General features: G+C 74.5%; 7 protein-coding genes and 1 pseudogene. 2 read left to right on the forward strand and 6 right to left on the reverse strand.

The window, feature by feature from the left end; all coding sequences use genetic code 11:
• Window positions 1-73: 73 nt before the first annotated feature.
• The gene (locus J7W19_RS31180) at window positions 74-1,276 is read right to left on the reverse strand and encodes a cytochrome P450 (RefSeq protein ID WP_004941174.1); all 1,203 of its coding nucleotides are present in this window, start codon (window positions 1,274-1,276) and stop codon (window positions 74-76) included.
• 665 nt (window positions 1,277-1,941) lie between these two features.
• On the reverse strand, window positions 1,942-2,970 hold the full coding sequence (locus J7W19_RS31185) for a ParB/RepB/Spo0J family partition protein (protein WP_004941178.1): 1,029 nt from the start codon (window positions 2,968-2,970) through the stop codon (window positions 1,942-1,944).
• Window positions 2,971-3,591: 621 nt separating this feature from the next.
• Here J7W19_RS31185 and J7W19_RS31190 point away from each other — a divergent pair.
• The gene (locus tag J7W19_RS31190; RefSeq protein ID WP_004941180.1) at window positions 3,592-5,361 is read left to right on the forward strand and encodes an NAD(P)/FAD-dependent oxidoreductase; all 1,770 of its coding nucleotides are present in this window, start codon (window positions 3,592-3,594) and stop codon (window positions 5,359-5,361) included.
• 20 nt (window positions 5,362-5,381) lie between these two features.
• Here the strand turns inward: J7W19_RS31190 and J7W19_RS31195 are convergent, their stop codons facing one another.
• The 3 genes and pseudogenes from J7W19_RS31195 to polX form a co-directional block, all read right to left on the reverse strand.
• Window positions 5,382-6,755, reverse strand: coding sequence for a cytochrome P450 (locus J7W19_RS31195; RefSeq protein ID WP_040888520.1), 1,374 nt, complete (start codon window positions 6,753-6,755; stop codon window positions 5,382-5,384).
• Between the two features lie 298 nt (window positions 6,756-7,053).
• Complete coding sequence (locus J7W19_RS31200) at window positions 7,054-7,890, reverse strand: pentapeptide repeat-containing protein (RefSeq protein ID WP_004941185.1); 837 nt, start codon at window positions 7,888-7,890, stop codon at window positions 7,054-7,056.
• A gap of 148 nt (window positions 7,891-8,038) precedes the next feature.
• Window positions 8,039-9,770, reverse strand: a pseudogene (gene polX / locus J7W19_RS31205) (DNA polymerase/3'-5' exonuclease PolX).
• Window positions 9,771-9,916: 146 nt separating this feature from the next.
• Between polX and J7W19_RS31210 the strand changes: the two are divergent.
• Window positions 9,917-11,542, forward strand: coding sequence for a bifunctional 3'-5' exonuclease/DNA polymerase (locus J7W19_RS31210; protein ID WP_004941188.1), 1,626 nt, complete (start codon window positions 9,917-9,919; stop codon window positions 11,540-11,542).
• Window positions 11,543-11,978: 436 nt separating this feature from the next.
• On the opposite strand, the gene J7W19_RS31215 is transcribed toward J7W19_RS31210, so the two are convergent.
• Window positions 11,979-12,905: a phytoene/squalene synthase family protein gene (locus J7W19_RS31215; protein ID WP_004941191.1), complete on the reverse strand. Its 927-nt coding sequence runs from the start codon at window positions 12,903-12,905 to the stop codon at window positions 11,979-11,981.
• Window positions 12,906-12,989 lie beyond the last annotated feature (84 nt).

The following is a 12,989-nucleotide window of genomic DNA, read 5'->3' on the forward strand; positions in this document are numbered from 1 at the left end:
CGCCGGGTGACGGCCGGTCCGCCATGCGGCGCCGGTCCGCCATGCGACGGCCGGTGCGCCAGGCGGCGGCCGTTCACCATGTGACCGGCAGCGCCTCCGGCGCCCGCGCGATCAGGCCCGGCTTCCACGGGACCTCCTCCGGCGGCACCGCCAGCCGCAGGGTGGGGAACCGGCTGGTGATCCCCTCCAGCGCCACCTTCAGCTCGGCCCGGGCGAGGCTCGCGCCGAGGCAGTAGTGCTGCCCGTGGCCGAACCCCAGGTGCGGGTTGTGCTCCCGGTCGAAGCGGATGGTGTCCGGGTCCTCGAAGACCCGCTCGTCGCGGTCGCCGGCGGCCCGCTGGAAGATCACCGTGTCGCCCTTGCTGACGCGCACTCCACCGATCTCCACGTCCTCGGACGCGCGGCGCGGGAAACTGCCCACCGAGCGCAGCGGGATGACGCGCAGCATCTCCTCGATCGCCGGGTCCAGCAGCGACGGGTCCGCGCAGAGCCGCTCGTAGAGCTCGCGCTGGGCGAGCAGCAGGAAGGAGACGTTGGAGATCATGCTGAGGGACGTCTCGTGGCCGGCCATGAGGATGCCGATGCCCGTCCGCACGGCCTCGACCTCGGACAGCCGGCCGTCGTCCAGCGCTTCTATGAGCACGGATATGAGGTCGTCCGAACGGCTGTCCCGGCGTTGCTTGATCAGCCGGCGCAGGAACGCCTCCAGGCCGTCGCGGGCCTCGTCGATCTCCTCCTTGGTGTGCGCGGAGGTGGCGACGAAGACGTCCGAGAACTTGCGGAACTGCGCCCGGTCCTCGTACGGGACGCCGAAGAGCTCGACGATCATCCGGACGGGGAGCGGGATCGCCAGCCGCTGGACGAGGTCGCCGGGCGGGCCGGCCGCCTCCATGGCGTCCAGTTCGCTGGTGACGAGGTCGCGCATGCGGTCGGCGAGCTGCGACACGATTCGCGGCCGGAAGGCATGGGCGACGACCTTGCGGATCCTGCCGTGGTCCGGCGGGTCCATGCTGAGCAGGTTGCCCGGGCGCAGCGGCAGCGGCGTCACCCGGGCGGTGTCGGGCGCCGTCGCCGCGAACGAGCTGAACCGGGTGTCGGCGAGGAACTGCTTGATCTCGTGGTAGCCGGTGACGAGCCAGGCGTCACCGCCGTAGGGCAACCGCACCCTGGCGACCGGCTCGTTGCGGCACAGTTCCAGGTAGCGGGGGTGCAGGTCGAGACGGACCACCGGGCCGAAGGGATAGGCCGGTGGCCCGGACGTGTCTGTGGCAGACATGGGTGCCACCTTCTGCGAGTCGTCCGGCGCACGGAGGATCCGTCGCACGGTGATGGAGAACCGGGCGGCCCTTGCTCGGCCGTTGGCGGCCCGCGAGGTCCGACGTCGCCCTGTGGGTGTTTCCGGCGACCGGTGTCGAAAGGACGGAAGAGAGCTGAGCTGAAAGCCAAAAGCACTGAAGAGGACCGAACGGGACGGAGAACGGAACTCCTGAGGGCGGAACCGATCGAGACGGCGGTGGCGCCTGGCGTCCGCCGGCCCGGTCCGGCGTGGGAATCCTCCCACAACGACCGCTGGGGGAAGGCGTGTTCGACACCGGTCGCGGGCCGGGACCGGTGATCGGTGTGACGAACGGCGCCGGGCGGACGCGGGAGGCCGGCGGAGGTCGTGGGGAGGGTGCTGCGCACCGGACGCGGACGAGCCTCGCGGGGTGTGCGACGCCTGACATGCCGAACGCCCGCGTGACCGGGCGGCGGTGAGGCCGTCCGGTCACGCGGGCGCGTGGTGTCCCGGGAGGGGCGCCGGGCGGCGCCCCCGGCGGGCGGAGAACAGCGGCGCCCGGCCGGTGGGTGGGACGAGAGGGGCGGGAGAGACCGCCGTGGAACGAGGCCAGTGCGAGAGGTCGCCGTGAGACCAGAGGGACGGGAGAAGCCGCCGTGGCCCTGTCAGACCCCCGGCCGGGACCGCCCCCCGGCCGGCTCGGCCTGCCCCGCCTCCCCGGCCTGCGCCTCCCGCTCCACCTGTTCGGCGAAGCGGGTCCACACGTCGGCGCACTCCCTGGCCAGTTGGGTGATCCCGTCCGCGCAGTGCGGCGGGATGGTGGCGGCGAGCTTCGCCCACACCGTCGCGTCGAGGTCGTGCACGGCGAAGCCGCGCAGCAGGAAGCGGCCGGACTGGGAGAGCCGCAGCGCCGGGTCCTTGCGGAGCCGGTCCAGCCGTTCACGCGCGTCCCGCAGGGACGGCGCCTCGGCGATCCGGGTCTCCGGACGCGGCTCGGACCGCGGCTCCCGGGCGCGCTCGGCGGCGGCCCCCGAGCCCTGGGGCACCGGGTCCATGCCGAGGAGCAGGCGCTTCTTCACGTCGTGCGCGGTGCCGAGCGAGATCCCGGCGAGCCGGGCGATCTCGCGCAGACTCGCCTCGGGACGCTGCCTGATCACCTCGACCGCGCGCAGCCGGCCGCTGGCGACGCTCGCCACGTCCGCGCGGCGCCGCTTCCCGTCCAGCCCGATCCGGGTGTTCAAGTGGGCAACGTCGACGCTTGAACGCCGTACCCGGGAGACCGTCCGCGGTGACAGGGCGGTGACGGACGCGACGTACCGGTCCGAGAGCGCCGGGCTCTCCCGGAGGATCCGGGCCGCGGCGGCCAGCCGGTCGTCATGGCTGAGCGGCTTGCCGTGGGTGATGTTCAGGCTCACCGCGGTGGCGAACACGTTCCGCTCCGGCATGTCCAACAGGTAGGCGCTGATGGTGCGGTCGCCCCGGACGCGGGCGGCGGCGAGCCGGTGCATCCCGTCGATCACCCGCCCGGTGGGCCGGTGCACGACGATCGGCGGAAGCTCGTCCTCGAGCGCGACGAGCGTGTCGATGTACGCCCGGTCCAGGCCGTTGGTGCGCGGCGAGTCGGCGGACAGTAAGGAGTCGACCGGTACGTCGGCGCGCGTCGTCGCACTCAGGACCGGTGTCAGAAAAGGCATGGAGCCGCCATCGTCACTCATCAGATCCCCCGCGTTCCCCCGCATGACTGATGGTGCTGCGTCTTTACGCTAACCATGCGCTTCCGATCCAGGCAAGAGGTTAACGGAGGGTATAACCGGCCGCCGTGCGGAAGATCGAACTCCCATGTACGGAAGCGGACTTGGAAGAGGAAGCGGTATAAGGGGATCCGGTCTTCCGCCGCGGGTTTCCGCCGGTGAACGCGCGGGAACGAAGGTACGCTTCCGGCGCGCCGCCGTCGGGAAGCGGAAGCCGCCCACCGGGCCCGCGCCGCGTCCCGCCACTCCGGCGGCCGGAACCGGAGCGCCACCGGCGGACCCCAACCCTCCGTCTCCAGCCGCCCGTTCAGGGCCCCGCACACGCATGGACGGGGCCGCCGGCGCCGCGTACCGTCAGGGCGTCGATCCCGAGCCAGGCGCGGAACAACGGGGCGGTGCGCGGCCCGTTCGGCGATCGGCGGCCTGCTGGCCCCGGCCCGGCGCGCGCCCTGCCGCGCGGCCACCGGGCGGACGGCCCGCGCCGGGCCCCCGAGCCGCCTTCCTCCACCCTCCGGTCCCTCGAACATTCGGCACCCACTGTTCAGCGAACGAAAGGTCAGCACCGTGCGGGAGTACTACGACGTCGTGATCATGGGTGGCGGGCCGGCCGGCTCCACCCTCGGTGCCCTGCTCGCCCAGCGCAGCGACCTGCGGACGGCCATCTTCGACAAGGAGGTGTTCCCCCGCGAGCACATCGGCGAGTCGTTCGCCCACCCCGTGGTGCCCGCGCTCCAGGAGAGCGGCGCCCTCGCCAAGGTCCTCGCCAGCCCGTGCTGGGTGAAGAAGTACGGCGGCGTCTACGCCTGGGACCCGGACCGGCCGAGCGTCGCCCTCTTCGACCGGGCGCTGTTCGAGAAGGACGGCGTGCTGCGCTGGACGATGCACGTCAACCGGGCCGAGTTCGACCACATCCTGCTGGACCACGCCGCCGACGTGGGCGTGGAGGTCTTCCAGGGGACCGCCGTCACCGCCTACGAACCCGACGCGAACGGCGGGGTGGTCCGGCTCGCCGACGGGACGTCGGTCCGCGCCGGGTACTTCGTCGACGCCTCGGGCCGCCAGAGCAGCGTCTCCGCCGCCCGCAACAAGCGCGGCTGGCTGTCGAACTTCAAGAACATCGCCATCTGGCAGCACTTCACCGGCGGCGGCCACACCCAGAACCTGCCCGCCGACTGGAACGTCTTCACCTCGGACAACTTCTCGCCCATCGGCTGCTTCGCCTTCCGTGACGGGTGGTGCTGGTACATCCCCGTGCCGAAGGTCATCGACGGCCGGCGCGTCCTCACCCACTCCGTCGGCATCGTCACCAACCCGGCCGTCCTCAAGGAGCCCGGCCGCGACTACACCGACCAGGCGACGTTCCTCGCCGCCGTGCGCGAGGTCCCGTACCTCAAGGACCTGGTCACCGATGTCGTACCGGTTGCGGACCACATGATCACCGCCACCAACTACTCGCGCGTCGCCGAGGAGTTCGGCGACTACGACGAGCGGCACCTGCTCGTGGGCGACGCGGCGTTCTTCGTCGACCCCCTCTTCTCCTCCGGTGTCGCGGTCGCCCTCACCCAGGCCCAGGCCGCCGCGCTGCTGCTGCTGAAGACCACCGGCGGCAGTCTGGAGGAGGCCGACCGGCGGCAGTTGTGGCGGGACTACAACGACAAGTGGCACGGCACCGCCGAGACGTTCGCCCTGATGATCGACCAGTGGTACCACGCCATCGCCAAGAACAACCCGGACAGCGTCTACTGGAACACCCGCGGCACCGGCGCCGACCTCGGCATCCGCGAGCAGACCTTCGACGCCCTGCTCAACACGGCGTTCCAGCCCGCCCTGCTGGACGTCATGACGCACAACAGCCGCCGGGTCGAGGACCTGGACGCGGCGGGCCCCTACCTGTCCGCCACCGCCCTGGCCGAACCGGCCGGCCTCACCCCCGACGCCGTGCTCACCCTGGCGCCCACCACCGCCGTCCGCGACAGCGTCACCATGCTCGTACCGGGCTTCAAGGCCACCAACCCGCCCGCCAACGTCCAGCTCCCGCCCGCCGTCCTCGCCGGCATGGCGGAGTACTGGAAGAACCCCCTGACCCACCACGCGGCGGCACCGGCGCCGCTGCGCGACACCGTGCCCTGCAAACGGATCCACTCCACCGAGGACCCGCACGGCCCGTCCATCGACGCGGACGTCCGCCGGGACGGCGTGGACGAACTGTGGGAGTTGCTGAGCGCCGGCCCGGTGAAGTACGGCGAGATCGCCGGGCGCCTCACCCCCGCGCAGGTCCGGCTGGTGAAGCGGATGTGCGTGGGCGGCTTCCTGACCGTCACCCCCGCCGCCTGACGGCCGGACGCCCGCCCGGCTCAGCCGCCCCTGGCCCGCGCCGCCGTGATCATCGGCAGCCGGTGCGGGCTCAGGACGAGGCGGGGGGCCGGGCGGACCCGGCGGTCGTTCGCCGGGCGCAGCTCCCAGTCCGCGACGACGGTCGCCAGCGCCAGGGCCGCCTCGGTGAGGGCGAAGACGTCGCCGATGCACTTGCGGGGGCCGCTGCCGAACGGCAGGAACGCCGTGCGCGGGGGAGCGGGGGCGCCCGGCGCGACGATCCAGCGGTCCGGATCGAAGCGCTCGGGGTCGGGGAACAGATCCGGGCGCCGGTGGAGGAGGTAGGCGCTGTAGATCACGGTCGTACCGACGGGGAGAGTGTGCCCGCCGAGGCTGGTGTCACTGGTGGTGGTGCGGGTGAGCAGCCAGGCCGGCGGGTACAGCCGCAGCGCCTCGTTGACCACCGCCGCGGTCAGCCGCAGGTCCGGCAGGTGGGACAGGGTCGCCGTGGGGGCGTCACCCAGCACCGCGTCCACCTCCGCGCGCAGCCGGCGGGCCACCTCGGGGTGGCCGCCCAGCAGGTGCAGGGCCCAGGCCAGGGCGCTGCCGCTGGTCTCGGTGCCGGCGGCGAAAAAGGTGACGAGCTGGTCGGTGATCTCGGACTCGGACAGCGTCCGGCCGTCCGGCCCGTCCCGGCCGGCGGCCAGCAGCAGGGAGAGCAGGCCGGCGGCGCCGTCCGTACCGGCCCCGCCGCCGGAGGCGTCGCCGTGCCGCTCGGCGATGAGCCGGCCGATCGCCGCGCGCAGCCGGGAACGCGCCCGGTCGTAGCGGCGGTTGCCCGGCGTCGGCAGCCGGTCGGCCGCCGGAACGAGGGCGCGCCGCGGGATGCCCGCCACGACGGTGGTGAAGTCGTCCCGGAGCGGTGCGAGCCGCGCGTCGTCCGCCTCCGCGCCGAACATCGCCGAGGCGGTGATCCGCGCGCTGAGCGCGAGCATCTCGTCGGCGGCGTCGATCGTCCCGCCGTCGCGCCAGGCCCCGGTCGTCGCCCGCACCTGCCGGGACATCACCTCGGCGTACCCCGCCATCCGGGCGGAGTGGAACGCCGGTTGCAGCAGCCGCCGCTGCTCGCGGTGGTCGCGGTACGGGCAGCTCGCGAGTCCGTTCCCGGTCACCTCCCGGATCCGGTCGTAGAGCGGGCCGCCCTTGTCGAACGTCCGGTCGTCCCGCAGCACCCGGCGGGTCAGTTCCGGATCGCAGACCACCACCGCCCGGACCGGGCCGACCCGGACCTGGACCAGGTCACCGCGGCCGGGCAGGGCGTCGAGGAAGGCGAGGGGGTCGCGGACGAGGGGCAGGGCGTGGCCGAGGAGCGGCAACGCCCCTGGGGCGACACCGTAAGTGCAGCGAGCGTTCACGAGCGCTCCGAGGATCGGTCCCGACGGGGTGGCGGCGGCCCGGCGTTCCGACGCGCCCGGCGCACGAGGGCCGGGGCGGCCGTCGGACACCGGGCTGAACCCCGCGTTCCGGGCCGCCGAGGTTCCCCGTGCCCCTGGCGGGGCGCCACAATCCCCGGCAATCGGGGAGCACGGGGGCGAAAGGCGGGCGAACGCCCGCGAAGGGCTCCCTTTCGTGCGCCCCGGCACGGACGGCGACCGGCGCCGGCGCACGGGGAGCGGCGTGCGACCGCCCCTCCGCGCCCTGCGGGCGAGGGCGCTAACGCTCCCAGTGCCCCGGCCGGTCCAGCCCCTCGGGCAGCCGGGTCCGCGCGTCGCCCTTGGCCGCGTTCACCTGGAGCTGGGTGAGGAAGAAGGCGCCCGTCAGATCCGCTCCCGCGAGGTTCGCGTCGCGCAGGTCGGCGCCGATCAGGTCGGCCGAGCGGAGGTCGGCCCCCGAGAGGTCGGCGGCGATCAGGTACGCCCCGCGCAGGTTCGCCGCCCGCAGGTCCGCGCCCCGGAGGCCGGCGCCCATCAGATCGGCGCCGCGCCGGTTCTTCCCCTTGGCCTTGCCGTCCCGGCCGCGCACCAGCTCGCTCGCGCGCAGCAGCAGGACGTTCACCTCCTGCCGGAGCGCGGGCACGTCCAGCCCGAGGAGCACCTCGGCGTCCGACCGCGTCAGCGCCTCGATCTCCCCGAGCACCCGGCGGACGTCACGGTGGACCGGCCGGGACTTCGGCAGGGTCAGCACTTCCGCCAGGTACCGCAGCAGCTCGTGCAGCTGCCGCATCACCGGAAACACATCGAACATCGCCTTGGCCGTCCCCGGGGCCTCCCGCCAGCTGGACCCGCCGAAGGTGACCTGCGAGACCTTCTGCCCGGCCCCGAAGCAGTCGTACACCGTGCACCCCGAGAAACCTTTCTCCCGGAGCGTGGTGTGGGTGCCGCAGCGGAAGTCCTCCCGCAGGTTCGGGCACGGCTTCCCGGCCTCCTTGTTCAACGCGAAGTCGGCCGACACCGCGAACGGCAGGGCCACGCAGCAGAGCGCGAAACAGCTGCCGCAGTCGGCCCGCAGGCCGAGGGAGTCGATGTCCGGGACGTCGCGTATATCGGGCACGGTGCGCGCGGTTCCTCTGGGCGTGGCCACGGCGGAGCGGGACCTCCTGCCGGGCGGGCGGGCTTCCGCGCCGGACCGGCGGGCACGGCGCGGGATGACCCGCCCAGTCTAGGCCGCCCCGGGTCCCGGCCCGCCGTCCCGTCCCTGGTCAGCCGCGCCGCCGCCCCTCGTCCAGGAAGCGCCTGAGCTTCTGCGGCGGCCAGGTGTTGACGACGTCGTCCTTGGTGAGCCAGCCGCGCCGGGCCGTTCCGACCCCGAACCGCAGGTACGACAGGTGCGTCACCGAGTGCGCGTCCGTGTTCACCGCGAACTTCACGCCGTACCGGCGGGCCCGCAGGATGTCCTCGTCGCAGAGGTCCAACCGCTCGGGATGGGAGTTGATCTCCAGGGCGGTGCCGGTACGGGCGCAGGCCCTGAAGACCTCGTCGAAGTCCGCGTCGATGCCGGACCGCTTGCCGATCCGCCGGGTCGTGGGGTGGCCGATGACGGAGACGTGGGGGTTCTCGCAGGCCCGGACCAGCCGGCGGGTCAGCTCCTCGCGGGTCTGGTGGAAGTGGGAGTGCACGGACGCCACGCACAGGTCGAAGCCGGCGAGGAAGTCGTCCGGCCAGTCGAGGCCGCCGTCCGGGCCGATGTTCAGCTCGGTGCCGTGCAGGAGCCGCATCCTCCGGTGCCGGCCGTCCAGGGCGCGCACCCGCTCCCGCTGGGCCAGGACCTTCTCGTCCGTCATCCGCTGCATGTACAGGTTCGGGGCGTGGTCGGTGACGGCGTAGTACGCGTAGCCGCGCGCCGCCGCCGCGGCCACCATCTCCTCCAGCGGCGACACCCCGTCCGTGAGGTCGGTGTGGGTGTGGAGGTCGCCGCGCACGTCGTCCTCGGTGACCAGGTCCGGGAGGTCACCCCGCAGCGCGGCGGCGATCTCGCCGCGGTCCTCGCGCAGGGCCGGCGGGATCCAGGGCAGCCCGAGCCGGGCGTAGACCTCCTCCTCGGTGCGCGAGGCGACCTTCCGGCCGGTCTTGACGCGGAAGAGGCCGTACTCGGAGAGCTTCAGCTCCTTGCGCACGGCGATCTCGCGGATCCGGATGTTGTGGGCCCTGGAGCCGGTGAAGTACAGCAGGCCCGCGCCCCACGCGTCCGGCGGCAGGACGCGGAGGTCGACCTGAAGCCCCGTCGATGTGCGCACGGACGTCTTCTTCCGGCCGCTCGCGATGATTTCCGCCGTGTCCGGGAGGGCGCGGAACGCCTCCATGAACGGCTCCGGGTCGTCGGCCGCGACCAGGACGTCGATGTCGCCGATGGTCTCCCGCATCCGCCGCAGCGACCCCGCGTAGGCGCAGTCCGCGCAGCCGGGGACGCGCGACAGCTCGGCGACGATCCGCTCCGCCGCCTCCAGGGCCGCCGAGAGCAGGATCCGCCCGCCGGCCTTCTGCATGAGCTCGATGCCGTGCAGGATGTTCCGTTCGGTCTTCTCCCCGAACCCCTTGAGGTCGCGCAGCCGTTCCGCGCGGACGGCGTCGAGCAGTTCCGCGACGGAGGAGACGCGGAGCTCCTCGTAGAGGGCGAGGGCTTTTCCTGGGGCCCAGGGTGGGGATGGTCAGCAGCTCCCGGACCCCGGCCGGGACGGACGCGCGGGTCTCCTCGAAGGCCGCGACCCGGCCGGTCCGCAGGTACTCCACCACCTTCTCGGCGATCGACTTCCCGACGTTGGGGATCTCGCGCAGCGCCTTGACGTCCATGGTGGAGACGTCGTCCGGGAACCCGCCCACCGCGCGGGCCGCCTTCTCGTAGGCGCGCGCCTTGAACGCGTCGCCCCCGGTGATGGCGATGAGGTCGGCGTACTCCTGGAGCAGCGCCTCGACCTCTTCGTTGGGCCGGGCCATGGGTTCAGCGTGCCACCCGGGTGGCGCCCGCACATCTCGGCGGCGCGGCCCGGTCCGGGCCCGTTGTCAGGCCCCGGTGCGACACTGCGGACGTGAGATGGGCAGTGACAAGCGCCGGGGGCGCCGCGGGCGCGGGGGACGAGAGCGTGCGGCTCTGCCCGGTCGACGCCGACGGGCGGGCGGCCGGGCCGGCCGTCGTGGAGCCGAGCCTGGCCGCCGCGGTACGGGCCCGGCCGGGGGCGGCGCGGTGGATCTGGCGGTCGACGGCGGAGCTGTACGGGCGCGCGGTGGCGGCCGGGGTGCGCGTCGAGCGCTGCTACGACGTGGAGGCGGCCGAGGCGCTCCTCATGGGGTACGCGGAGGGACAGTCCGGGCAGCCGCGGTCGCTGGCCGCCGCGTGGGCGCGGCTGCGCGGGCTGCCCGTCCCCGCCGACCCGCCCGCCCGCGCGCCGGACGGGCAGCCGTCGCTGTTCGAGCCGGGCCCGGTCCCGCTGCCCCCGGGCACCGACCCGCTGGACGCGCTCCTCGCCGTCCACGCGGACCAGCGGGCGCGGACGAAGGACACCGAGCACCCCGGGCGGACGCGGCTGCTGATCGCGGCCGAGTCGGCGGGCACGCTCGTCGCCGCCGAGATGTCCCGCGCGGGGCTGCCCTGGCGCGCCGACGTCCACCGGGCGCTGCTGACGGAACTGCTGGGGGAGCGGTATCCGGGCGGGCAGGAGACCCGGCGGCTGGCCGAGCTCGCGGACGAGGTGTCGCGCGCGTTCGGCGGCGTCCGCGTCCGCCCCGACCTGCCCGCCGACATCGTCCGCGCCTTCGCCCGCGAGGGCGTCGCCCTCTCCTCGACGCGCGCCTGGGAGCTGCGCGGCGTCGACCACCCGGCCGTCGAGCCGCTGCTGGAGTACAAGAAGCTCTACCGGCTGCACACGGCGCACGGCTGGCAGTGGCTCCAGACGTGGGTCCGCGACGGCCGGTTCCGCCCCGAGTACGTGCCGGGCGGCACGGTGACCGGCCGGTGGACGACCAACGGGGGCGGCGCCCTGCAGATCCCCAAGGTGATCCGGCGGGCCGTGGTCGCCGACCCCGGTTGGCGGCTCGTCGTCGCCGACGCCGACCAGATCGAGCCCCGGGTACTGGCCGCCGTCTCCCGCGACCCCGGGCTGATGGAGGTCGCGGGAACCGGCCGCGACCTCTACGCCGACCTGGCCGAGCGGGCGTTCTCCGGCGACCGGGCCCGGGCCAAGCTGGCCATGCTGGGCGCGATCTACGGGCAGACCTCCGGGGACGGGCTCAAACACCTGGCGGACCTGCGCCGGCGCTTCCCCCGGGCGGTGGCCCACGTCGACGACGCGGCCCGGGCGGGGGAGGACGGGCGGCTGGTGCGGACGTGGCTCGGGCGCACCTGCCCGCCGGCCTCGACCGCCGTGCCCGACGAGGCGGGCCTCCCGCAGGACGAGCCGGCCGGCACTCCCGGCGCGGCGCGCGCCCGCGGCCGGTTCACACGGAACTTCGTCGTCCAGGGCAGCGCGGCCGACTGGGCCCTGATCGTGCTCGCCCTGGTCCGGCAGGCCCTCGCCGGGCTCCGCGCCGAGCTCGTCTTCTTCCAGCACGACGAGCTGATCGTGCACTGCCCGGAGGAGGAGGCCGCGGAGGTGGCGGAGGTCATCCGCTGGGCCGGGGACGAGGCCGGACGCCTCGCCTTCGGGGAGACGCCGACCCGCTTCCCGTTCACGGTCGGCGTGGCGGAGTGCTACGCGGATGCCAAGGACTGACGGGGGCCGATGAGCGGACGCCGACTCGGGACCTGCGGCTCCGGCGTCGCTGATGCGGGTTCGCGGATCCGGCCTCGGCGGTCCGGGTGCGTGCGGGCTCGGGTTCGCGGCCTGGTTGTCGTTGGCTCGGGGCTGTGACCCGGTCGTTCGCGTCGGCCGTCTGCGGCTCAGGGGCGGTGGTCCGGCCGCCTGCGCCCGGGGATGGCGTTGCGGGCGATGGGAGACCGTGGCCCGGGCGACCGCGGCCGTGGTCCGGTGTGTGCGGCTCGGCGGCCGTGGCCTGGCCCCTCTGGCCGCCGGTGTCTGTGGCGGGAAGCCACCCCGGCCGGAACGTGACGGCCGGCCGGCCGCGGTGGCTTCCCGCCACAGTCACCGGGCGGTTCTCCATCCCCCGGCCGGTTCCCTGCCTCCCGGCAGTTCCCGCTCCCAGGGGCGGTCAGCGTCCCCGGCGGCGGTACTCGCGCAGCAGGACCGCCAGCGCGCCCGGCAGCGGCGGGCGGACGGGGTGGCGCAGGACGGCCGGGCCGGCGGCCAGGGCGGCGCCGGCGGTCAGCGTCTCCAGGGCGATGACCGCCCGGGTGAAGGCGCGGTGCCCGGGCGGGGCGAACGCGACCAGCCGCCGGGCCGCGAGCAGGTCGCGGCGGGCCTGGAGGAGCTGGTCGCGCAGCAGGTCGCGGACGCCGGGCGCCTCCCGGCCGCGTTCCAGCGCGGCCCGGGTGACGCCGTACCGCGCCAGCGCCTCCTCCGACAGGCCGAGTCGGCCGTCCCGCAGGTCCTCGGACAGGTCGTTGACGAAGTCGAGGCGTTGGCTGCCGTCGATGTACGCGCGGCAGACCTCGCGCGAGGCGTCCGCGTCGGCCTCCGGCGCGAGCAGCAGCCCGGCGATCGTCATGAACGCGGGGAGCGCGTACACGTCGACGTACTTCTGGTAGTCGGCCTCGGTGGCGAAGCCGGTGGTGTCCCGCTCCAGGGGCGCGCCGGCGAGGAAGTCCTCGACGTGGCCGCGCAGTCGGGGACGCGCGGCGACCGTGTGCAGCAGCGGCGCGAGGGCCGGGTGGCCGTCCGCGTCCGCCTCCCCGGCCAGCCCCGCCCGGACCCGCGCCTCCCAGGCGGGCCAGGCGCCGTCCGCGCCGGGCCCCCGGTCCAGCAGGTTGTCGGTGTGGTGCATGAACGCCGTGGCGGCGATGGCGTGCGGGACGAGCGCGGGCGGCAGCAGCAGCCGTACCGCGAGGTAGGCGTGCCGGCGGTAGCCGGCGACCACGGCGCGCTGCCGGGTGTAGGCGGCGCGCAGCCGGGGGTCGTCGATGTCGGCGGCGGTCAGCGCCCGCTCCCACGAGCGGCCGCCGGGGGCCCACGCCTGCATGCCGGTCCGCCTTCCTGCCGAGACGCGGTGAACGCCGGCCCGTGCGCGGCGAACCCCGCCCTGTGCGCGGCGATCACCGGCCTG

It is taken from the genome of Streptomyces mobaraensis NBRC 13819 = DSM 40847, from assembly GCF_017916255.1.
In the GTDB taxonomy this organism is placed as follows: Bacteria; Actinomycetota; Actinomycetes; order Streptomycetales; family Streptomycetaceae; genus Streptomyces; species Streptomyces mobaraensis.